The 22,228-nt window shown below is 69.6% G+C and carries 19 protein-coding genes; 10 read left to right on the forward strand and 9 right to left on the reverse strand.

Annotated features, from left to right (window positions below; translation table 11 throughout):
- Positions 1-99: 99 nt before the first annotated feature.
- From M1105_RS14915 to M1105_RS14925, 3 genes are all read right to left on the reverse strand, one after another.
- Positions 100-1,566 carry a Do family serine endopeptidase gene (locus M1105_RS14915; RefSeq protein ID WP_249581173.1) on the reverse strand — a complete coding sequence of 489 codons (1,467 nt, stop codon included), beginning with the start codon at positions 1,564-1,566 and terminating at the stop codon, positions 100-102.
- A 153-nt stretch (positions 1,567-1,719) separates the two neighbouring features.
- Entirely contained in the window at positions 1,720-2,502 is a 783-nt protein-coding gene (locus M1105_RS14920; protein WP_249581174.1) for a methyltransferase domain-containing protein, read from the reverse strand.
- Positions 2,499-3,107, reverse strand: coding sequence for a TetR family transcriptional regulator C-terminal domain-containing protein (locus tag M1105_RS14925; RefSeq protein ID WP_249581175.1), 609 nt, complete (start codon positions 3,105-3,107; stop codon positions 2,499-2,501). The genes M1105_RS14920 and M1105_RS14925 overlap by 4 nt, the downstream gene beginning before the upstream one ends.
- Before the next feature lie 246 nt (positions 3,108-3,353).
- Between M1105_RS14925 and M1105_RS14930 the strand changes: the two genes are divergently transcribed.
- From M1105_RS14930 to M1105_RS14945, 4 genes are read left to right on the forward strand one after another with little or no spacing between them, the layout of a single operon-like run.
- A complete protein-coding gene (locus M1105_RS14930; protein WP_249581176.1) occupies positions 3,354-4,997 on the forward strand; it encodes a phytoene desaturase family protein in 1,644 nt (547 codons plus the stop codon).
- An 11-nt stretch (positions 4,998-5,008) separates the two neighbouring features.
- Positions 5,009-6,550 carry a phytoene desaturase family protein gene (locus M1105_RS14935; protein ID WP_249581177.1) on the forward strand — a complete coding sequence of 514 codons (1,542 nt, stop codon included), beginning with the start codon at positions 5,009-5,011 and terminating at the stop codon, positions 6,548-6,550.
- A complete protein-coding gene (locus M1105_RS14940) occupies positions 6,547-7,752 on the forward strand; it encodes an aminomethyltransferase family protein (RefSeq protein WP_249581178.1) in 1,206 nt (401 codons plus the stop codon). Before M1105_RS14935 ends, M1105_RS14940 begins: the two co-directional genes overlap by 4 nt.
- A 38-nt stretch (positions 7,753-7,790) precedes the next feature.
- Complete coding sequence (locus M1105_RS14945) at positions 7,791-9,185, forward strand: aminotransferase (RefSeq protein WP_249581236.1); 1,395 nt, start codon at positions 7,791-7,793, stop codon at positions 9,183-9,185.
- A gap of 181 nt (positions 9,186-9,366) precedes the next feature.
- Here M1105_RS14945 and M1105_RS14950 read toward each other — a convergent pair whose 3' ends face one another.
- Together M1105_RS14950 and M1105_RS14955 are read right to left on the reverse strand one after the other, a co-directional pair.
- The gene (locus M1105_RS14950) at positions 9,367-9,774 is read right to left on the reverse strand and encodes a GFA family protein (RefSeq protein ID WP_249581179.1); all 408 of its coding nucleotides are present in this window, start codon (positions 9,772-9,774) and stop codon (positions 9,367-9,369) included.
- Positions 9,758-11,119: a glutamine synthetase family protein gene (locus tag M1105_RS14955; protein WP_249581180.1), complete on the reverse strand. Its 1,362-nt coding sequence runs from the start codon at positions 11,117-11,119 to the stop codon at positions 9,758-9,760. The genes M1105_RS14950 and M1105_RS14955 overlap by 17 nt, the downstream gene beginning before the upstream one ends.
- Positions 11,120-11,348: 229 nt before the next feature.
- Between M1105_RS14955 and M1105_RS14960 the strand changes: the two genes are divergently transcribed.
- From M1105_RS14960 to M1105_RS14980, 5 genes are all read left to right on the forward strand, one after another.
- The gene (locus tag M1105_RS14960) at positions 11,349-12,410 is read left to right on the forward strand and encodes an extracellular solute-binding protein (RefSeq protein WP_249581181.1); all 1,062 of its coding nucleotides are present in this window, start codon (positions 11,349-11,351) and stop codon (positions 12,408-12,410) included.
- Between the two features lie 58 nt (positions 12,411-12,468).
- Positions 12,469-13,641, forward strand: coding sequence for an aromatic ring-hydroxylating oxygenase subunit alpha (locus M1105_RS14965; protein ID WP_249581182.1), 1,173 nt, complete (start codon positions 12,469-12,471; stop codon positions 13,639-13,641).
- Positions 13,642-13,820: 179 nt separating this feature from the next.
- Positions 13,821-14,759 carry a ketopantoate reductase family protein gene (locus M1105_RS14970; RefSeq protein WP_249581183.1) on the forward strand — a complete coding sequence of 313 codons (939 nt, stop codon included), beginning with the start codon at positions 13,821-13,823 and terminating at the stop codon, positions 14,757-14,759.
- Between the two features lie 259 nt (positions 14,760-15,018).
- Entirely contained in the window at positions 15,019-15,270 is a 252-nt protein-coding gene (locus M1105_RS14975; protein WP_249581184.1) for an SRPBCC family protein, read from the forward strand.
- A 273-nt stretch (positions 15,271-15,543) separates the two neighbouring features.
- Positions 15,544-16,002 (forward strand): hypothetical protein, encoded by a 459-nt coding sequence (locus M1105_RS14980; RefSeq protein WP_249581185.1) that lies wholly within the window; start codon positions 15,544-15,546, stop codon positions 16,000-16,002.
- Between the two features lie 104 nt (positions 16,003-16,106).
- Here the strand turns inward: M1105_RS14980 and M1105_RS14985 are convergent, their stop codons facing one another.
- From M1105_RS14985 to M1105_RS15000, 4 genes are all read right to left on the reverse strand, one after another.
- Positions 16,107-17,213, reverse strand: coding sequence for an ABC transporter ATP-binding protein (locus M1105_RS14985; RefSeq protein ID WP_249581186.1), 1,107 nt, complete (start codon positions 17,211-17,213; stop codon positions 16,107-16,109).
- Complete coding sequence (locus M1105_RS14990; RefSeq protein WP_249581187.1) at positions 17,210-18,025, reverse strand: ABC transporter permease; 816 nt, start codon at positions 18,023-18,025, stop codon at positions 17,210-17,212. Before M1105_RS14990 ends, M1105_RS14985 begins: the two co-directional genes overlap by 4 nt.
- Positions 18,022-18,897 (reverse strand): ABC transporter permease, encoded by an 876-nt coding sequence (locus tag M1105_RS14995; RefSeq protein ID WP_249581237.1) that lies wholly within the window; start codon positions 18,895-18,897, stop codon positions 18,022-18,024. The genes M1105_RS14990 and M1105_RS14995 overlap by 4 nt, the downstream gene beginning before the upstream one ends.
- An 82-nt stretch (positions 18,898-18,979) precedes the next feature.
- The gene (locus M1105_RS15000) at positions 18,980-20,185 is read right to left on the reverse strand and encodes an aromatic ring-hydroxylating oxygenase subunit alpha (RefSeq protein WP_249581188.1); all 1,206 of its coding nucleotides are present in this window, start codon (positions 20,183-20,185) and stop codon (positions 18,980-18,982) included.
- Between the two features lie 383 nt (positions 20,186-20,568).
- Between M1105_RS15000 and M1105_RS15005 the strand changes: the two genes are divergently transcribed.
- On the forward strand, positions 20,569-22,179 hold the full coding sequence (locus tag M1105_RS15005; protein WP_249581189.1) for an ABC transporter substrate-binding protein: 1,611 nt from the start codon (positions 20,569-20,571) through the stop codon (positions 22,177-22,179).
- The last annotated feature ends 49 nt before the right edge of the window (positions 22,180-22,228 follow it).

Here is a 22,228-nt window from a genome sequence, read left to right on the forward strand (position 1 = left end):
CGGCCTCGCGGACCGCGTCGGCCTTCGCTCGCGGCCAATCTAGGCGAAGCGGGGGCCGGGCGGAATGCCCGCCCCCCGCGATCGGCTATCACACGGCGCTCAGGCCAGCGGCACGCCGATGAAGATCTGCGCCGCGCCACGCGCCACCTTGACGAGCACCGAGTCCTTCTCCGCCGCGGCGATCGCGCTGGCCACCTCGGCAGGCTCGCGGACCGTCTTTCCGGCGACCGACAGGATCACGTCACCCACCCGCAGCCCGGCTTTCGCTGCATGGCCGCCGGCGGCGAGCGAGGTCACGACCACGCCCTCGGCATCCGCGTCGAGCCCGAGCTGGTCGCGCACCGCCGGCGTGAGCGGGGCGAGCGTCGCGCCGATGCGCTCGGACGGCGCGGCCTCGCCATGCGTGTCGCGGGCGCTCGCCAGCCGCTCGCCGTCGAGCACGCCAAGCTCGATGGTCACGTCCTGGCGCGCGCCGTCACGCTGGATGGCGAGCCGTGCCTCCTCGCCCGGACGCGCCGCGGCCACCAGCTTGGGCAGGTCGCGGACTGCCGTGATCTCGGTCCCGTCGAAGGCGAGGATCAGGTCGCCGCTTTGCAGCGTGCCGTCGGCCGGGCTGCCCGGCACGACCTCCGAGACGATCACGCCCTGCGGCGCGTCAAGGCCGAGCGCATCGGCGATGCCCTCGGTCACCGGCTGGATCGAGACGCCGAGCCAGCCGCGCGCGACCATGCCCTGCTCGCGCAACTGCGCGACCACCTCGCTGACGACGTTCGAGGGGATGGCGAAGCCCACGCCGACCGAGCCGCCGTTCGGCGAGTAGATGGCCGAGTTCACGCCGATCACCTCGCCATCGAGGTTCAGCAGCGGCCCTCCCGAATTGCCCCGGTTGATCGCGGCATCGGTCTGGATGAAGTCGAGATAAGGCCCGGCCTGGATGTCGCGGCCCAGCGCAGAGACGATCCCGCGGGTCACCGTCCCGCCGAGGCCGAAGGGGTTGCCGACCGCGATCACGTCCTCGCCCACGCGCAGGCCATCGCTGTCGCCGAGCGCGAGATGCGGCAGGTCCGCGCCGTCGATCCTGATGAGCGCGAGGTCGGTCCGCGGGTCGGTGCCGACGATCTCGGCGCCGAACTCGCGGTCGTCGGCGAAGCGCACGGTGACCTTGGCCGCGTCCTCGACGACGTGGTTGTTCGTGACGATGTAGCCGTCCGCCGCGATAACGAAGCCCGAGCCGATCGAGACGCCGCCCTCGCCGTGCCGCGGCGCATCGCCCGGGCCCTCGGGCGCGGGGAAGCCGCGCGGCAGGCCGAACTGGCGAAAGAATTCCTCGAAGGGTGAGCCCGGTCCGAACTGGCTCGGGGCGTCCATATGCGTTTCGCTTGCCATTTCGGGCTCGGCAAGGATCGTGACGACCGCGGGCTGCACGCGCTCGACCAGGTCGGCGATCTCGCCGCGCCCGGCCTCGGCACGCGCGAGCGGGGTCCACAGGATCGCGGTAGCGGCAAGCATTCCCAGGGCAGCGGGCGCCGCGCGCCGTGCTGCCGTGCCGCTCGATATCTGGGGCATTGGCATCCTCCGTCTCGGTTGACGGCCCGCCGGATCGCGGGCTTCCGCCAGAGATGGAGGCAACCGATGGAGGCGGCTTTGCCGGAACATGAAGATTTTTTCATGTTCCGGCTTGCGGGCGCCGCCACGGCGCCCGCACAGCCTGCGGGGCGCTCAGCCCGGCTTGTGCGCACGGAACAGGTGCGGGCAATGCTCGCCGGTGTCGAGCACCACGATCATCGTCTTCCAGGTGCGGATCTGGCGGTCGATCTCGGCGGGCGAGAGCATCGCGTCGAACTCGGCCCGCTCGGGCCCCTCCAGCCGCGCGAGGTCCTTGCGCATCTCGACCCGGAAGAACGGGTTGCGGTTGTCGAGCACGATGTCGGTGAAGCCCGCCGCCGCCAGCGCCTCGCGGTAGCGCCGGGGCGAGGCCATGCCGAAGTCGAGGTCCTCGGCCGCGAGATAGGTCTTCATCTCGGGGCTCGGCTCGCCGTCATGGCTGATCAGCCAGTCCGAGGCCGCGAACCAGCCGCCCGGCTTCAGCACGCGGAAGACCTCGCGCGCCAGGAAGTCCTTGTCGTGGATATGGACGATCGAGTCCTTCGAGAACACCACGTCGACCGAGGCGTCGGGCAGCGGCAGCGGCCCCGGCTCGACCTTGCGGATCTCGACCCGGCCATCGAGCCCGGCCTTGGCGACCCGGCGCCGGGCAGTAGCGCAGCCCGGCTCCTCGACGTCGATGCCGATGACATGTGCCGCGCCGAAAGTGCGGGCAAGCTCGACCGTGATACCGCCCGCGCCGCAGCCGATGTCGAGCACGGTCTTGCCAGCGAGGTCGATGCCCGAGAGTGTGCGGCGGATCTCGTCGACCCCGCCGGGCGAGAGGTAGCCCTCGCCCCAGAGGCGTTCAAGGAACGCTATGTGCCGGTCGTCGTAGAGGTCGCCTTCGTGGCTCATTCCCTGTCCTCCGTGGCAGGATGGATGATCCCAGCCATGATCCGTTCGGTCGCGGCCGGGAAGAGCGCGCCGATCGCCTCGGCCGCATGGCGGATCGCCTCGGCCGGATCGGGCCAGCCGGGGGCGAGATAGTTCCTCAGCCACAGCCCGTCGGTCACCGCGTCGATGATGACCGACAGGCTCGCGGCATCGACGGGGCCGGGATCGCGCGCGAGCAGCTCGGCCGCGATCGCCTCGAGCGCGCGCGCGCGCTCGCCGTCGAACTCGTCCGAAATCTCGGCATAGAGCGGCTTTGCCGTCGCCTGCCCCCAGAAGGCATGCCACACCGCCGTCGCCTCGGGATTGAACACAACGGGATCGAAATCGGCGCGCACGATGGCGCAAAGCCGGTCCACCGGGTCCGGGCCCGACACCTCGTGGGCGCGGTGCCAGTTGCGGCGGTAGATGTCGTAGTGATGGCGGAACGCCGCGGCGAGCAGGCGCTCCTTGCTCTCGAAGTAGAAGACCGCCACGCCCTGGCTGAGGCCCGCCTCCTTCGAGACGGTCGCAAGGGTGGTCGCGGCAAGCCCGTTGCGTGCCACCGAGCGCAGCGTCGCCTCGATCATCTGCAATCTGCGCCGCGCGGCGTTCTCGGCCCGCGGCTTTCTAGGTCGTCCGGTGCCTGCGTCGCCCTCTGACGGCATTCTGATCGACCCTCCGGGCTCGAATTGGCCTCACTCAATCACAGCGCGCGCAGCATGCAAGGGGAATTTGCGGGCGGGCGCGAGCCTGTTTTTATTTGAGCGCTCAAAATAATTATTGCCGCCCAGCCGCCCGGCGGGATAGTCTGGGAAAAAGGATCGGAACACCCCATGGGCAGGGCGGCAAAATTCGACGCGATCGTCGCGGGCGGCGGGCACAACGGCCTGACGGCCGCCTGCTACCTTGCGCGCGCGGGGCTCAGGACGCTGGTGGTCGAGAAGAACGACTGGCTCGGCGGCGCCGCCGTCAGCCGCGAGCTGCACGAAGGCTGGACCTATTCGAACTGTTCCTATGTCTGCTCGCTGCTGCGGCCCGAGGTGGTGCGCGACCTCGACCTGCCGCGCCACGGGCTGCAGGTGATCCCCTATACCGGCGGCACCACCTTCACGCGGGATGGCGACTACTTCGCCTATCATTCCGACCGCCACGCACTCGAGCGGGAGATCGCCCGCCTTTCGCCCCGCGATGTCGAGGGCTACGAGCGCTTCGCGCTGGCTGTGATGCGCCAGTGCCGGTTCATCCGCCCGCTGCTGTTGCGCACGCCGCCCGACCCGGTGGCGCCGGGGCCGCGCGACGTGGCGGAACTCGTCTACCTCCTGCGCCGCTTCCATGATCTCGGCCCGCGCGAGACGGGCGAGGCGATGCGGTTCTGGACCGCCTCGGTCGGCGACTATCTGGACGGCTTCATCGAGCACCCGCTGATCAAGGCGCATCTGGCGGGCAGCGGGATCATCGGCACGGGGCTGGGGGTCTATTCGCCCGGCACGGCCTATGTGCTGCTGCACCACTACATGGGCGAGGTCGATGGCGCGATCGGCGCCTGGGGCTTCGCGCGCGGCGGCATGGGGGCGGTGTCGGGAGCGCTCGCCTCGGCGTTCCGCGCCGCGGGAGGCGAGATCGTCACGGGCGCTGGCGTCGAGCGGATCCTCGTGGAGAACGGCCGTGCGGTGGGCGTGGCGCTCGACAACGGCGACGAATACCGCGCGCCCATCGTCGCCTCGGGCATGGACGTCAAGCGCACCTACCTAGGCCATGTCGAGCCGCAGCACCTGCCCACCGACTTCCTCGCCGCCGTGCGCCGGTTCAAGATCCGGGGCTCGAGCGGCAAGATCAACATCGCGCTCGACGCCATGCCGCGCTTCCTGGCGGCCCCCGAAGGCGCATCGTTCCTGTCGGGCGACCTGCATGTGTCGGAGAGCCTCGCCGAGCTCGAACGCGCCTATGACGACTGGAAGGCCGGGCGCTGGTCGGCCCTGCCCTATCTCGACATGCTGATCCCCAGCCGCATCGACCCCACCATGGCGCCGCCCGGCAAGCACATGATGACGCTGTTCGTGCAATACGCGCCCTACGATCTGGCGCGCGACGGCACGCGCGACCCGGCGCACTGGGACGAGGCCGCCCGACGGGGCTTCGCCGACGCCGTGTTCGACCGGATCGAGGCGGTAAGCCCCGGCTTCCGTGACCTGATCCTGCATGCGGAGGTCCGCACGCCGGTTGATCTCGAGCGCGAGGTGGGGCTGACCGAGGGCAACATCTTCCAGGGCGAGCTGACCTTCGACCAGTTGCTGTTCAACCGCCCCGTTCCCGGCTACGCCGACTACCGCAGCCCGGTGAAGGGGCTCTACCTCGTCGGGTCCTCGGCCCATCCCGGCGGCGGCGTGATGGCCGCGCCCGGCGCGAACGCGGCGCGCGAGATCCTGCGCGACGCGGGGCGCCGCTGCCGGGCCGAGCGCGCCTTCCGGGCAGCGTGAGGGAGGGGGCGATGGCATTCGACAGCGCGCGCAACCTCTCGGCGGTGGTGATCGGGGCGGGGCTGAACGGGCTGACCGCGGCCGCGACGCTGGCCGGGCGTGGCGCGCGGGTGACGGTGGTCGAGAAGGGCGAGGGCCCCGGCGGGCTGATGACCGGGGCGGGGACGGGCGAGCTTGGGCAGTTCGTCTGGAACCTGCACCCCGACGCGCTGTCAGAATTCGGTGTCTCGCCGGCCGATCTGGGCCTCGGCCCAGCGCTGCCCACCGTCGCGCTTTCGCCCGATGGCCGGCATGTGGTGATCGAAGGCGGGGCCGCGCGCTTCGCCGACGGCGCGGCGCACCCCGACGCCGCCGCCTACCGCGCGCTGCGCTGGCGGGTCGCGCGGTTCGCCGCGGTGCTGGCGCCGCTGGTGCGGATGGCGCCGCCGCGCCTCGGCGTGGGGCTGATGAACCGCGCGGGGCTGCCCGAGCTTCTGGGCCTCGCGCGGCTCGGCCTCGACATCCGCCGCCTTGCCCGCGACGACCGGCGCGAGTTCCTGCGGGTGATCCTGTCGAACGCGGCCGATCTGGTGCTCGACGCGATGCCGGACGGACCCCTGGCCGCGAGCCTCGCCTTCGATGCCGTTCTCGGCTCGCGCACCGGGCCGCGGGCGCCGGGGACGGTGCTGACGCTCATCTACCGCCACCTGCAGGGCGGCGAACGGTATCGCCCCGAGGGCGGGATGGCGGTCCTTGCCGGGCGCCTCGCGCGTGCCGCCGAGGCCCGGGGAGCTGCGATCCGCTATGGCGCGGAAGCGGCGGGGCTGGTGGTCGAGGGCGACCGGGTGCGCGGTCTGCGGCTCGCCTCGGGCGAGGTGATCGGGGCGGGGCTGGTGCTCTCGTCGCTGGGCGCGCTGCCGACGCTGCGGCTTGCCGGGGCCACGCATTTCGACGCCGAGGCCTGCCGGCGCATCCGGCAGGTGCGGGCCGAGGGGACGGCGGGGCGGCTCGACCTGTGCCTTTCGGCGATGCCACGGCTCGAGGGGCTGCCCGCGACGCTGCACCGCGCGCGGCTTTTGCTCGCGCCCTCGGTCGCGGCGCTTGAGGCGGCGTTCGATCCGGTGAAATACGGCGCGGTCCCCGGGGCGCCGGCGGCCGAGATCCTGATCGAGCCCGAGGGCGCGGGCGCGCGGCTCTCGGCCATCGTGCAGCACCTGCCGCGCGCGCCGGACGGGGGGTGGACCACCGAAGCGCGCGAGGGGGTAATCGGCTCGGTCGTGGCTGCGCTCGCAGTCCATGCGCCGGGCCTGCCGGATCTGGTTCGCGAGGCGCGGCTGACCACGCCGGCCGAGATCGAGGCCGCAACCGGGGCGCCCGGCGGCCACTGGCACCATGCGGAGTTCGCAGCCGACCAGCTTCTGACGCTGCGGCCGGTCAACGGCATGGCGCGGTATGCCACGGGGCTGCCGGGCCTGTGGCTCTGTGGCGCCGCGGCGCACCCGGGCGGCGATGTCACCGGCCTGCCCGGGCGGAATGCCGCGCTCGCGGCGCTTGGCGCGGGGGTGCGGGCATGAACCGGATGGCGCGCGAGACCGTCTCGCCCCGCCCCCGCCCGGCCAGCCGCGCGGGGCTGATCGGCACGCCCTTCGAGGCGCGGCTGCGCGCGCTCTCGACGGCCGAGGACTGGATGGACTGGGCGGGCTGCCTCAGCCCGCGTGCGCTGGGGGCGGTCGAGACCGAGTATTTCGCCATCCGCAACCAGTCGACGCTGTTCGACGTCTCACCAATGCGCAAATACCGCGTGACGGGGCCCGACGCCGCGCGGGTGATGGACCGCCTCGTCACCCGCGACGTGAGCCGCCTTGCACCGGGGCGCGTGGCCTATGTGTTGTGGTGCGACGAGGACGGGATGGTGATCGACGACGGGACGCTGTTCCGTCTTGGGGCCGACGATTTCCGGCTGTGCTGCCAAGAGCGCCAACTCGCATGGCTCAACGACATCGCCTGGGGCTTCGACGCCACCATCGCGGACGAGACGGACGATGTTGCCGCCCTCGCGCTGCAGGGCCCGACCAGCCATGCGGTGCTGGAGGCGGCGGGGCTCGGCCTGCCCGCGCTGCGCCCCTTCGGCATGGCCGAGCCCGAGCCGGGACTGACGGTCTCGCGCACCGGCTTCACTGGGGATCTGGGCTACGAGCTGTGGGTCAGGCCTGAGGGTGCGCTGGCGCTGTGGGACCGGCTGTGGGCCGCGGGGGTCGATCTGGGGTTGCGCGCCATCGGGTATGCGGCGGTCGATATCGCCCGGATCGAGGCCGGGTTCATCGCGGCGGGGGCGGAGTTCCAGCCGATCCACCGGGCGCTCAGGCCCTCGCGCGGGCGCACGCCCTTCGAGCTTGGGCTCGGGCACCTGGTCGATCTTGCAAAGCCCCATTTCAACGGGCGCCGGGCGCTGGTGCGTCATGCCAAGGACGGGCCGCGCCGCAGCCTCGTCATGCTCGACATCGAGGGCACGAAGCCCGCCGCGGGCGCGATGATCTACCGCCGCGGGCGGCACGAGGTCGGGCACGCCACATCCGCCGTCTGGGCGCCGACCGCCAAGCGAAACATCGCCTTTGCTGAGATCGAGGCGCGCGCAGCGCTCAGCGCCGGCCTCCGCGCCGAGATCTACACCCTCAAGGAAGGCCGCTGGGAGCGGACGATGACCCGCGCCACCGTCACCGACCGCGGCGTCTTCCGCCCACCCCGCGCCCGGGCAACCCCGCCCGGCCGCTTCTGAAGGAGCTTTCGCCGGAAGCCGAAAGTAGCGTGACGCCGATGAACACCGTGACCTCGCAGAAGACCCCGAACATCTCGCCCGAGACGGTCCAGAAATGGGACAACCGGCATTTCTTCCACCCATGGGACACCGTGGGCGGCGAGGATGCCGACCGCATGATCGCGGCCGAGGGCGAGGGCATCCACCTCATAGACCCGGAGGGGCGGCGCTTTATCGACGGCCCTGGCGGCATGTGGAACGTGCAGATCGGCTATGGCCGCGCCGAGATGGCCGAGGCGATCGCGGCGCAGGCGCTCAAGCTCGCCTATCACAGCCCCTGGGCGTTCGCGTCGGAACCCTCGGCACTGCTCGCGCGCCGGCTCGCGGCGATGGCGCCGGGCGACCTCAAGACGGTGTTCTTCTCGACCGGCGGGTCGTCGGCGGTCGACACGGCGCTGAGGTTCGCGCAGTTCTACAACAACCTGCGCGGCCAGCCCGAGAAGAAGCGCTTCCTCGCGCGCGAAAAGGGCTATCACGGCTCGACCTATCTCGCCGCCAGCGTGACCGCCAAGGAGCGCGATGGCAACCCGCTCGACACCGAGAAGCGACTGGTGCACTTCCTGCCCAACATCAACCCCTACATCCGGCCCGAGGGCATGAGCGTCGAGGACTGGTGCGACGCCAAGGTGGCCGATCTCGAGGCCGCGATCAGCGTCTATGGCGCCGAGACCATCGCGGCCTACATCTCGGAGCCTGTCATGGCCTCGGGCGGCGTGATCGTCCCGCCCGCCGGCTACCACCGCCGGACGCGCGAGATCTGCCGGGCGAACGACATCCTCTACATCTCGGACGAGGTGGTCACGGCCTTCGGTCGGCTCGGCCACTGGTTCGCGTCCGAGGACGTGTTCGGCATCGTCCCCGACATGATCACCTGCGCCAAGGGGCTGACCTCGGGCTATTTGCCACTGGGGGCGACGCTCATCTCGGACCGGCTGATGGCCGAGATCTGCGCCCATGGCGGCGAGGACGCGGTGTTCAAGAACGGCTACACCTATTCCGGCCACCCGGTCTGCTGCGCGGCCGCCCTGAAGAACATCGAGATCATCGAGCGCGAGGGCCTGCTCGAGCATGTCCGGGAGATCGCGCCCCACTTCCAGGCGCGGCTGCACGATCTCAGGCGCCACCCGATCGTGGGCGACACCCGCGGCATGGGGCTGGTCGGTTGCGTCGAGGGGCGCCCCGCGCCGGGAATGTCGGAGCGCGAGCGCCTTGCCATCGACGCCGAGTTCGGCGCCCGCGTCGATGCCAGATGCGAGGCGATGGGGCTGATCGTGCGGCCGCTGATAAACATGTGCGTGTTCTCGCCGCCGCTGATCATCACCCGCCCGCAGATCGACCGGATGTTCGACATCCTCGACAAGGCGATCGGACAGGTCGAGGCCGAGATGATGTGAGGGCGCCTCGGGTGAGGCTGCACCCACACGGGCGATCCCGCGGCCCCGGCCCACGCGCCGGGGCCGCTCCCGGACGGCCGACGACACCGGCCGCCCCGGGTCCAACCCCGCAGCGGCGCGGCGATGACGGCGTGCGTTCAGATCGGAGCGGGCTGGCCTGCGCGCCGGACAGGCCGCACCCTCACTCGCGCGGCAGGTCGTCGGCCGTGTCGAACCAGCGGATGCGGCTCTCGCACCAGATGTGCTTGCGGGGCGGCATCGCTTCGGGGTCGTCGAGGCAGCCGGTGTTGAGCGACACCCCGTCCGCGTCGCGGAACGCAAGCTGCGAGCCGCAGACCGGGCAGAACTCGCGCACGCCCCAGTCGGACGAGCGGTAGACCGCGGGACGGCCCGCGACATAGCGAAAGCGCGCCTCGGGGAACAGGGCCCATGTCTGCACCGGCCCGCCGGAGGATCGCTGGCACATCCGGCAATGGCAGTAGGCAGCGTCGAGGGGCGCGCCTTGCGCCTCGAAGCGGCAGGCGCCGCAGAGGCAGCCGCCGGCGTGAATCGCACCCTCGACCATCATGCCCTCACAGGTACCATTCATGCTCGCGCGGCAGGATCTCGGCCATGAAGGCGTCGAACTCGGCGCGCTTTGCCTGGACATAGGCCTCGACATATCGGGCCGAGAAATACTCGGGCAGCACCGTGGCCCGCTCCATCGCGTCGAGCGCGGACCACAGCGTCAGCGGCAGGCTCGGGTCCACCGCGGCGCCGACATTCCCGGTCGCGACGGGCGTGGGCTCGAGCCCGCGCGCGAGCCCGTGATGCGCCGCCGCCAGCACAGCCGCCATCACCAGGTAGGGGTTCGCCTCGGCTCCCGCCGCGCGGTGCTCGATGCGGCGCCCCGGCCCGTCGGACAGCGGCACCCGGAAGGCGACCGAGCGGTTGTTCTCGCCCCAGTCGAGCGTCACCGGCGTGAACTGGTCGGGCGCGAAGCGGCGATAGGCGTGGAAGCTGGGGGCGAACACCGCCATCGTCTCGGGCAGCATCGCCTGCATGCCGGCGATCACCTGCCCCAGCCGCTCGGCGGCCTTCGGGCGGGCCGGATCGAAGGCATTGCCGCCGCCCTCGTCCTCGAGGCTCAGGTTGATCTGGAGCCCGCTGCCGGACTGGTCCGCGTAGGGCTTGGACATGAAGGTCGCGTCCATGCCCCGCGCCCGCGCCACCGCCACCACGGCGCGGCGCATGAGCGCCGCGTGGTCGGCCGCGCGCATCGGGTCGGCCAGATGCGCGAGGTTGATCTCGAACTGGCCCGATCCGTATTCCTTCGAGACCGTGGTGACCGGCAGGCCCTGAACCCGGCAGGCGTCCTCGATCGCGTCGATCACCGCGGCGAACTCGTCGAGCTGCGCCATGCCCAGGACGTGCCCCGCGGCGCCACGCCGGCCCGACACCGGCGAGGCCGGGGGCTGCGGCCCACCCAGCGCCGTGCGCTCGCGGTCGATGAGGTAGAATTCCAGCTCGACCGCGACGACCGGCCTGAGCCCCAGCGCCTTGAACCGCGCGGCCACGCCCTCGAGGATCGTGCGCGGCTCGTACCACAGCGCGCCCTGTGAATCCCGGAAGCGCATCAGCACCTGCGCGCGCGGCTCGGGCGCCCAGGGGACGGGGACCAGCGTGCGCGGCACCGGGCGGCAGGCCCCGTCCGGGTCTCCGTCCGAGAAGCCCAGCCCGGCCACGTCCCAGCAGGTGCCGCGCGCGTCCGTAAGCTGCATCGCCGCGCACATGGTCGTGCCCTCGGCGTAGAGCTTGGGGAGTTCCGAGACGGGCAGGCGCTTGCCGAAGGCATTGCCGCTCAGGTCGATCAGGAAGGCATCGACATGGCGGGTCTGGGGGTGGCGGGCGAGATAGGCCTCGACTTCCGCCTCGGGGCTGCGATCGCGTTGCACGGATCCTCCGTCGGGTCTGCGGCGACGATCATGGCAGCCGTGTGGCGCCTCCGCCAGCCCCATGCGCGCCGTCCGCCGCGCCCAGCGCGGGGCTTGTGCGGGATTCTGCTTGTGCCTGCCGCCGACCCTGCTAACCTTTTCGCCGATAAAGGGAAACGGGTGGGGCGGCGGGTACCTTCGAGGTCAAGTCCGCGTGGCCGGAGCCCGAAGCTGACAGGGAGTTGGAACGATGCAGCCGATCAGCCGGATCCTCGCCACGACCGCCTTCGCGACGCTCGTCGCGGTCCCAGCCATGGCCGCCGACCCCGAGCTCGTTGTGTTCGACTGGGCGGGCTACGAGGACCCCGAATTCTTCAAGGCCTACACCGAGAAGCATGGCGACGTGCCGACCTTCAGCTTCTTCAGCGACGAGGAGGAGGCATTCCAGAAGATGCGCGCGGGCTTCCGCGCGGACCTCGCCCATCCCTGCTCGCAGTCGGTGGTGAAGTGGCGCGAGGCGGGGCTGATCGAGCCTATCAAGACCGAACTGATCCCGGAATGGGGCAACCTCATGGCCGGCTTCAAGGACATGGAGGGCTTCTCGGTCGACGGGAAGTATTACGTCGTGCCGATGGACTGGGGCGCCACGGGGCTGACCTACCGCACCGACCTCGTGCCGGCCGAGGACGCGGCGACGCTGCAATCCTTCGCCGATCCGAAATATCAGGGCCGCGTCTCGATCCCCGACAACGTGGACGACGCCTACGCGCTGGGCTTCCTCGCGACCGGCGTCAAGGACTGGACCAAGGCGACCGATGCCGACCTTGCGGCTGCGTCCGACTTCCTGCGCAAGGTGCACCAGAACGTGCGCGCCTACTGGCAGGACGGCGCCGAGCTCGCGCAGCTCATGGGCTCGGGCGAGGTGGTGCTGTCCTGGGCGTGGAACGAGACGCCGACCACCATGCAGGCCGAGGGCCAGCCGGTGGCCATGAACCGCGACACGGCGGAGGGATCGTCCACTTGGGTCTGCGGCTATGTCGATCTCAAGGACGGGCAGGGATCGGAGGCCAAGGCCTACGACTTCATCAACGCCTGGCTCGAGCACCGCACGGCCGAATACATCGTGACCGCGTGGGGTTACGGCCATTCCAACGAGGCGGGGATGAAGGCGATCCCGGCCGAGACGCTGGCCGAGATGGGCTTCGACAACTTCGAGGCCTACACCGACAAGACGCTGTGGCAGGCGCCAGTGCCCTCGGCGATGCGCGAGGCGATGATCGCCGAGTTCGAGAAGATCAAGGCGGGCTTCTGAGCCCGACACCGGCGCCGTCCGGGCCGGTCCGGGCGGCGCATGCAGGACGAGGGCGAGGATGCCCGGAGAGAGCCCCTTCAGAGCCGACTTCAACGGCCTTGCCCGGGCCGAACCCGGGCTGCCGGTTACATGGTATTCCGACCCCGACCACCATGCCCGCGAGATGCGGGCCATCTTCGGCCACGGCTGGATCGCCTTCTGCCGCGTATCCGACATCGCGCCCGCAAGCTGGCGCGCGGGGCCGGCGGGGCCTGCGAACATCGTGGCGGTGCGCCGGGCGGACGGCACGCTCGCTGCCTTCCACAACGTCTGCCGTCACCGCGGCGCCGAGATTTGCCCGCACGGCGCGGGGCGGCTCGATCGCCCGCTCATGGTCTGCCCCTACCACCAGTGGGCCTATGACCTGACGGGCCGCCTGATCGCCACCGGCCCGGCGCGGTCGGTCGAGGGCTTCGTGCGCGCCGAACACGGGCTGATCCCCGCGGGCGTGGCGGAATGGGGCGGCTTCGTCTTCGTCAACCCCGCGGGCGGCGGGCAGTCCGGATTCGAGGCGGCGGCGTCGCGCGACCTCGCGCCGATCGCCAACTGGCCGCTGGCCGCGCTCGAGGTGGCGCACCGCGAGGAGATCGAAGTCGCCTGCAACTGGAAGATCTTCTGGGAGAACTTCAACGAGTGCCTGCATTGCCCTGGCATCCATCCGGCGCTGTGCGATCTGGTGCCGATCTACGGCCGCGGCATCATGGTGCGCGAGGACGACCCCGACTGGCGGGCCCGCCCCGACGCGCCCGACCCGCGGCTTGCCGGCACGCTGCGCGCAGGGGCCGAGACCTGGGCGGTGGGGGGCAAGGCGCAGGGCGCGGCCCTGCCGGGCCTGACGGCCGAGGATGTCGCGCGCGGACATACCTTCGGGGTCGCCCTGCCCTCGCTCTATGTCGTGGGCCATGTCGATTACGCCCGCGCGGTGCGGGTGACGCCGCTGGGCCCCGTGCGCACCCGCCTCACCGCCGAGTGGCTGCTGCCGCCGGGACGCGCAGCCGAGCCCGGCTTCGACCTCGGGCGCATCGTCGCCTTCGCCCGCCAGGTGATGGCCGAGGACGCCGCTGCCTGCGAGATGAACCAGCGCGGGCTGAGCGCCGCGCCCTTCGCACAGGGCACGCTGATGCAGGAGGAATACGAGATCCACGCCTTCCACCGCTGGGTCCGGGAACGGCTGGCGGAGACGGACGGGTGACGGATCGACCGGGGGGATGCCTCCACCCCGGAGCTATATTCCAGGAATTCCGGGCGGCTTCTCCAGGCTACAAGTGGGCACCAACTTTATCTGTTCTGTATAAAACGCAAGCGAATCCGAGACTCCGACGATCATTTCCTTTTAAATAGACTGAGGAATTTGTTCGAAGAGGCAGCACAATGCGGACGATCATTTATGGCGCAGGCGCTTTGGGATGCTTTTTCGGCGCCCGACTGCAGCAGAGCGGGCACGACGTCACCTACATTGCCAGAGGAGCGCATCTGAAGGCCATGCAACAGAATGGCTTGCGCATCGAAAGCCGCTCGGGGAATTTTCACTTGAACCACGTCGATGCGACCGATGACCTCACAAAGGTCGGCGAGGGCGATCTGATCTTCTTCGCGGTCAAGAACTATGACGTCGAAACGGCGGTCCCCGAGATCAGCGGCCTTCTGCGGCCGGAGACCGCGATCATGACGGTCCAGAATGGCGTGTGGGCGCAACCGGTCCTGGCAAGACATTTTGGTGCGCACCGCGTCCTTCCGGGTGTCGTGATGCTGCCTGCAGACATCAAGGAACCCGGTGTCATCAGAACTCCTGCAGAAGCGGAACTGGGCGGTATTACCTTCGGCCCTTACGAGGGCGGGTCGTCAGAGCAAGCCGCAAAGATCCACGACGCCTTCACGACCAGCGGCGTTCCGGCAACGCTGTCGGAGGATATCTGGCGATCCCTTTGGGAGAAATTCATCCGGCTCTCGGCTTACTCGGCGATAACGGTTTCGACGAGGCTGGATATCGGCGCCATCCAAAAGACGGAAGCCGCACGAAACCTTCTGAAATCCCTTGTCGACGAGACAACAGCGATAGCCCGGGCGTCGCATGAGGCCTTGCCCAAAGACGCGGGGCAAAGCGCTTTCGACTTTCTCATGAGTCTTCCACCGCACATTCATGCGTCGATGCTTGATGACCTGTTGCGCGGCAAACGGATCGAGCTTGACTGGATATCCGGCGAAGTGATCCGTCGGGGCAGGGAACTGGACATCCCGACGCCCTGCCACGAATTCGCATATGCCGTGCTGTCGCCGTACATAAACGGCCGTCCGGAAGGCAGTCACTAGCTGCGTCGCCCTGAACGCTGCGTTCACAATCGCCGTCGATGACCCCTTCGCGGTTTTGTCGAGAATTCCCTGACCCGCTGAGCAGTTCGGGGTCGAGGACTGAACCTTCCAAAATCAAGGGTCGCTTCGTCCGGCAAAGAACTTGGGCGCCACATGGCTGCCATCAGTCGCGGGCACGGGCTCGAAGCATCGGCACCCCTCGCCCACAGGCCACCTCACGCCAGCAGGATCACCGACTCCCCCCCAGCCCACGCGCGCCGTGTCGCCGGGGCGCAGGGTCGAGCGGCCGAGCCGGGGCTTCGACCTCGGGCGGATCGTCGCCTTCGCCCGGCAGGTGATGGCCGAGGACGCCGCCGCCTGCGCAATGAACCAGCGCGGGCTGCGCGCCGCGCCCTTCGCGCAGGGCATGCCGATGCAGGAGGAATGCGAGATCCATGCCTTCCACCGCTGGACCCGCGCGCGGCTGGACGCGGCGCAGGACTGGCGGCCCGGCCAGGACGGACGGCGTTGATCGCGTGCGCAGCGGCCGGTTCTCGAGGGAGGCAACGGGAGCCGGTCCGCGCCCATGGCCGACCGCCACCGGTTCTCGCCCCCCGGTTCTCGCCCCCAGGTTCTCGCCCCTGCCGGGCTCTCGCCGGAGACGCCGGTGGTCGGTATCGAACGGTCCTGCGCCATCGTGCCGGTCGCGACTGGTGCCCGTAGATCCGATCACGAGGATCTGCCACAGTCGAGACGCATTGACCTGAGACAAGACCTTGGCACTGGGTGGATTTGAGGGGCTCTCATGACGACACGCGCGAGCGAGCGGCGTCCTGTCTGGGGACTTGCGGCCTTCATCGTCGCGGCGATCGCGCTCGTCGTCGTGACGCTGCACATGTCCGGCACCTTCGCGGAGCCGAAGAAGAGTGCGGCGACGACGATCGGCGAAATCGCGGCCGAGATCCGGGCGAGCGCGAAGCGCGCGCCGTCGGAGGGGCCGTCGCCGGCGCCGGAGGTGGCTTCCCGGACATGGACCACCGAGCGGATCATGTTGTTCGCCGGACCCGTCCTTGCCGGCGTGGCGGCCGTTCTCGGGGCGATCGGGCTGTTCCTTCGGGAAGCCCCGATGCTGCCCGGCATTGCGATCGCGATGGGCAGCACCGCCTTCCTGATGCAGTTCCTGTTCTGGCTCGCGCTCGTGATCGGAGGCATATGCCTGCTGGTCACGATCATCAGGAACATGGACGCAATCTTCGGGTCGTGACGCCGCGCCGGACGGCACCGGCGCGTTCTGGCTGGCGGGGCGGGCGACGCCCGCAACGGCGCGGTCGCAAGACGCGGAGGCGCGCGCGCCCCGGGTTGCGCGGCTCAGGCGAGCAGGATCAGCGACTCGCGGCCCCAGCCCACTCGCGCGCGTTCGCCGGGGCGCAGGATCGGGCGGCCGGCGGTGTTGCGCATCGACACCGTTGCGGGCCGCGCGGCGCCGGGCAGCCTGAGGTCGTAATAGGTCATGTCGCCGTAGTAGACCGCGTCGACCACCTCGCCGCTGACCTCGTGCTCGGCGCGGTCGCTCTCGGAGAACAGCAGTGTCAGCATCTCGGGCCGGATGCCGACGCTGACGGAAGCGCCGTTGACGCCGCCCGGCGCCTGTTCGGCCGGGATGGCGATGCGGCCGAGCCCCGCGACATCGAGCTCGATCAGCCCCGCCGCCTCGCCGGTCACCTGGGCCTCGAAGAAGTTCATCACGCCAATGAAGGAGGCCACGCGGCGGTTCACGGGGCGGCGGTAGAGCGTCTCGGGGCTGGCGAGCTGGGCGATCTGGCCGTCGAACATCACCGCGATGCGGTCGGACATGATGAGCGCCTCCTCCTGGTCGTGGGTGACCAGGATGAAGGTGATGCCGACGGCCCGCTGCAGGCGCCGGAGCTCGACCTGCATCTGCTCGCGCAGCTTCTTGTCGAGGGCCGAGAGCGGCTCGTCGAGCAGCAGCACCCTGGGCCGCATCACCAGCGCGCGCGCGAGCGCCACGCGCTGGCGCTGGCCGCCCGAGAGCGCGTGCGCGGCCCGCTTGCCGTAACCCGCGAGATCGACCATGCCGAGCGCCTCGGTCACCCGGCGCGCGGTCTCCTCGCGCCCGAGCCTGAGCCGACGCAGGCCGTAGGCCACGTTCTGGGCGACATCGAGATGCGGGAAGATCGCGTAGCTCTGGAACACCATGTTGGTGGGGCGCAGGTTCGCGGGCACCCCCGCCATCGGCTTGCCGTCGATGGCGATGGTGCCGCGCGTGGGCTCGTCGAAGCCCGCGATGAGGCGCAGCAGCGTGGTCTTGCCGCAGCCCGAGGGCCCGAGCAGCGAGAAGAACTCGCCCTCCATGATCTCGGCCGAGACGCCGTCCAGCGCCGCCACCTCGCCGAAGCGCTTTTCGACCCGGTCGAGTGTGATGAGCGCGCGGCCGCGCGTCCGGTCGTCGGTCACAGATACCCCCCGGTTGATCCGGTCTGCCGCGCCGAGCGGCGGCGGAAATACTCGGCCGCGCCGAGCAGCGCGAGCGACAGCAGAAGCAGCATGCAGCCCAGCGCCATCACCCCCGGAAGCTTGGCGGTGAAGCGAAGCTGGCTCCAGATATAGACCGGCAGCGTGGGCTCGGTGCCGGTGAGGAAGAAGGCGATGATGAACTCGTCGAGCGAGATGGTGAAGCCGATAAGCAGGCTCGCGACGATGCCCGGTGCGACCAGCGGCAGCGTCACCCGCAGGAAGGTCATCACGCGCCCCTCGCCGAGGTCCTGGCTCGCCTCCTCGAGGCTGCGGTCCATGTTGAGGAAGGCCGAGGACAGGACGGCGATCGAGAAGGGCGTGCAGATCAGCACATGCCCCAGCACCACGGTCCAGAGCGAGAGCGAGAAGCCGAGCTGCACCAGCACCACCAGAAGCGCCACCGCCACGATGATCTCGGGCAGCACCAGCGGCAGCATGATGAAGCCGATGATCGGGCGCCGCCCCGGGAACTCGTAGCGCGCCGAGGCGCGCGCGGCGCAGATGCCCAGCAGGGTCGAGATCACCGACGCCGCGACGGCGACCTTGAGGCTGTTCGCCAGCGCGCCATGCATCGCCTCGGTGGCCCAGAGCTGCTCGAAATTCGCCGTGGTGAAGCCCCTCAGCGGAAAGGCGATGATGGCGCTGTCGTTGAAGGCGAAGATCGGCAGGAGGAACACCGGCGCATAGAGGAACACGAGATAGCCGATGGCGTATCCCCTGAGCCAGCCCGGTCCGCCACGCCGCCCGCTCATGCGCCACCACGCGAGAAGCGGCGGTTGAGCCACAGGAACAGCAGCGAGATCGCTGCCACGATCAGCATCGCCGAGACCGAGAGCGCAGCGCCGAGGGGCGCGTTGTTGGCCTTTCCGAACTGCACCTGGATCATGTTCGCGATCATCAGCCCGTCGGTGCCGCCGACGAGGCGCGGCGTCACGTAGTCGCCCACCGTTGGGATGAAGACGATCAGCGCGGCCGCGATCACGCCGGGCATCGAGAGCGGCAGCGTCACCCGCCAGAACCGGCGCAGCGGGCCGTCGCCGAGGTCCTCGGCCGCCTCGAGCAGGCTGCGGTCGATCTTGGACAGCGCGACGTAGATCGGAAGGATGGCGAAGGGCGCCCAGGCATGGGCGAGCGTGATGACCACGGCGTTGGCGTTGTACAGCAGGAAGGTCAGCGGCTGGTCGATGAAGCCCATGCCCATGAGCGCGCTGTTCAGCACCCCGTTGTAGCCGAGGATCACCTTCCACAGGAACACCCGCAGCAGGTAGCTGGTCCAGAACGGAATGGTGATCAGGAACAACCACAGCGCCTTGTTGCGCTCGACATGGAAGGCCACGAAATAGGCGATCGGGTAGGCGAGCAGCACGGTCGCCACCGTCACCAGCCCCGAGATCGCCAGCGAGCGGCCCATCAGCAGCCGGTAGAGCGGCGATTCCTGCGGATCGAGCCAGACGGTCCGATAATTGGCGAGCGTGAAGGTCCGGTCGAGCGTCAGGTAGTCCTGCGTCCAGAAGCTGATCAGCACGACCAGCGTAAGCGGCGCCGCCAGCAGCATGAGCGCATAGAGGAAAGTCGGGCTGACCAGCGCCAGCCCGCGCCGGGCCTCGCGGCCCGGCAGACGCAGCCAGCGCCGGCGGGGCGCGGGCGGGGCCTCAGCCGCTGCGAGGCTCAAGCCCCCGGCTCCGTGCTGCGTGGTCGGCCGTCGTTCATCCGCGCTCCGCGCTCATGCGCTCGTTGATCGCCGCGATCTCGCCCGCGGGCGGGCACTCGCGCAGATTCACCACGGGAAGCACGGCGCGCAAGTGGTCGTGATAGCTTTTCACCCCGTATTCGAGGTCCGACAGCATCACGCCGTCATAGGCCGAGGAGCGCGTGGCCTCGCAGGACCAGACGGTGAGCTGGCGGTCCTCCTCGGCGGTGATGCGGTCGATGCGGCTGCTGAGGTACCGCGCGGCGCGCAGCGCCCGGCTCTCGTCGCGGCGGCGGTAGACGGCGGCGCGAAGCCGGGTGCGATCCACCGCGAGGGGGAACTCCTGGTAGAACATCACCGAGTCCGGGTAGAGCCCGATGACCGCGTTCGGGAAGATGCCGATATAGAGCCAGGCTCGGCGGTGGCTCTCAGGCAGCCAGGTGGCCTCGGGCAGCACCGACTTGTAGCCCCGCACGCTCCACAGCTTGCCGGGGCCGGGGTTGAAGGTGGCAAAGCTGCGCGAGGTGCCTTGGTGGAAAGCCTCGTCGAAATAATAGCGCCCATAGAGGTCGTGCAGGCCGGGATGGGCCATGGCGACGTGGTAGCCCTCGTTGTCGACGTCGCGCACGGCCTTCCAGTTGACCGGGCTTTCCTCGCCCCAGTCGACCGGCTCGCAGGCCACCATGTCGGCGATGCCGTAGGGCGCGACCTCGGCCTCGTGGCGGGCCATGAGGTCGGCCACCGAGGGCTGCGGACCGGGCTTGAAGCGCACGAAGATCAGGCCATGCCAGATTTCCATCTCGAGCGGCTTGAGACCCCATTCCGAGGGATCGAGCGGCGGCAGGCTTTTCGGATGTGCAACGCCCCGCAGGCAGCCGTCGAGGTCGTAAGTCCAGCCGTGGAACGGGCAGATGATGGCGCCGCGAATGTTGCCGCGCTCGCCCGCCACCACCCGCGAGCCGCGATGGCGGCAGAGGTTGTGGAAGGCGCGCAGCAAGCCATCGCGCCCGCGCACCACCAGCGCCCGCTCGCCGCAGAGATCGAGGGTGAGGAAGTCCCCCGGCTCGGGCAGGTCGGCCACGTGACAGACGATCTGCCAGTGGCTGCGGAACAGGTGTTCGGCCTCCAGCCCGAGCAGGTCCTCGCTCGTGTAGGTCCAGGCCGGCAGGCCGCGGCGGTCCCAGTCGTTTGGCACGCTCAGGAGATCGTTTTCGAGAGGCATCTCGTGATCCACTATTTTATCTGAGCGCTCAAATTAAATTAATCGCAATCAGATGGCAACTGCCCGAGCAGGCGCAGCCGATTCCCGGCGCCCGACCGGCACGCCCTGGCTTGCGCAACGATTCGCCGCGACGCTGCGCAGACTGCCCCGAAGCGCGGCATCTGCACCGCCGATTGCCGCGGAACCCGGCACCTCGCAACTGGCCAACGATTTTTCGCAAACTGGCTCAAAGATTTCCCCACAAATCGGCAGAACGCGCCTTCTCACGCGTCGCGACTGGGCTAACGTTACGGCAGGGTTCGTGCCGGACTGCCGAGGACGTGGCCGGCCGGCTGCCCGCCAGGGAACAGGGCCCAACAGGGAACAGGGAAAGGATCACACGCATGGGACGACACAGCCGCATCCTCGCCGCGCTGGGCCTCTCGCTCGGGCTCGTCGCGGCGCATCCCGCGCCCGGCGCGCTCGCGCAGACCCGCGGGGGCACGCTGGTCATGGTCACGGTGCCTGAGCCGCCGACGCTGGCGAGCTATCTGTCGACCTCGGGCCCGATCGGACAGGTCGTGGCCAAGGTCTACGAGGGGCTGATCGACGTGGGCCCCGGCTTCGAGATCAAGCCGTCGCTGGCCGAGAGCTGGTCGATGAGCGACGATGGACTGAGCATCACCTTCAAGCTGCGCCAGGGCGTGACGTGGCATGATGGCAAGCCATTCACCTCGGCGGACGTGCAGTACGGCATCATGAATGTGCTGCGCGAGGTCCATCCCCGCGGCGGCGCGACGCTGAAGGTGGTCGAGTCCGTCGAGACGCCCGACGATCATACCGCCGTTCTCAAGCTCTCGGAGCCCGCGCCCTACCTGATGGTCTCGCTCAACGGCTACGAGAGCCCGATCACCGCCAAGCACCTGTTCGAGGGCACAGACCCGCGCAACAATCCGACCGCCAACGCGCCCATCGGCACCGGGCCGTTCAAGTTCGTCGAGTGGCAGAAGGGCCAGTATGTCCGGCTCGACCGCAACGACGACTACTGGCAGGAGGGTAAGCCCTACCTTGACCGCGTCGTGGTTCGCTTCATCGCCGACGCCTCGACCCGCACCGCGGCGATCGAGTCGGGCGAGGTGCATTACGGCGCCTTCGGCTCGATCCCGAACATCGACGTGCCCCGCCTTGCCGACATGCCCGAGATCGAGGTGACGACCAAGGGCTACGAGTATGTCGCGCCGATGATGCAGCTCCAGTTCAACACGACTAAGGCGCCCTTCGACAACGCGCTGGTCCGGAAGGCGATCGCCACCGCCGTGGACCGCCAGTTCGTGATCGACAATGTCTGGTTCGGCTTCGGCAAGCCCGCCACCGGCCCGATCCATTCGGCCTTCGAGCCCACCGGGCTCTACACGACCGAGGGCGTGACCGACTTCATCAATGTCGACGACCGCATCGCCAAGGCCAACGCCATGCTGGACGAGGCGGGGCTGGCCCGGGGCGCGGACGGGATCCGCTTCAGCATGATCCACGACCTGACGCCCTACGGCGAGGAGTGGCGGCGCTTCGGCGAATACGTCAAGCAGGTGCTGGCCGAGCTCGGCATCGCGGCCGAGCTGCGCTACGAGGACGTGCCGACCTGGCTCAAGCGCGTCTACACCGACTACGACTACGAGATGTCGTCGAACTGGCTCTACGGCCTGCCCGACCCGGTGCTGGGCGTCCACCGGCAGTACCACTCGAACCAGATCCGGCCCGGCACGGTGTTCGTCAACGGCACCAAGTGGTCCTCGCCCGAGACCGACGCCCTGATGGACGCGGCCCGCATCGAGAACGATCCGGCAAAGCGCGCCGAAATCTATCACGAGTTCCAGCGCAAGGTCGTCGATGCGACGCCGATCATCTTCATGCACGAACTGGAATTCACCACGGTCCACAACACCAAGGTGAAGAACGCCGTGATGGGGCCGCTCGGCGTCTATCACTCCTTCGCCGACGTCTGGCTCGAGGAGTGAGCGGCGCGGTGTCCCGCGCGTTTGAAAAGGGGGGGTGCGGGCCGTCGCC

Origin of the sequence: Thermohalobaculum sediminis (assembly GCF_023487995.1) — a bacterium.
Classification (GTDB): domain Bacteria; phylum Pseudomonadota; class Alphaproteobacteria; order Rhodobacterales; family Rhodobacteraceae; genus Thermohalobaculum; species Thermohalobaculum sediminis.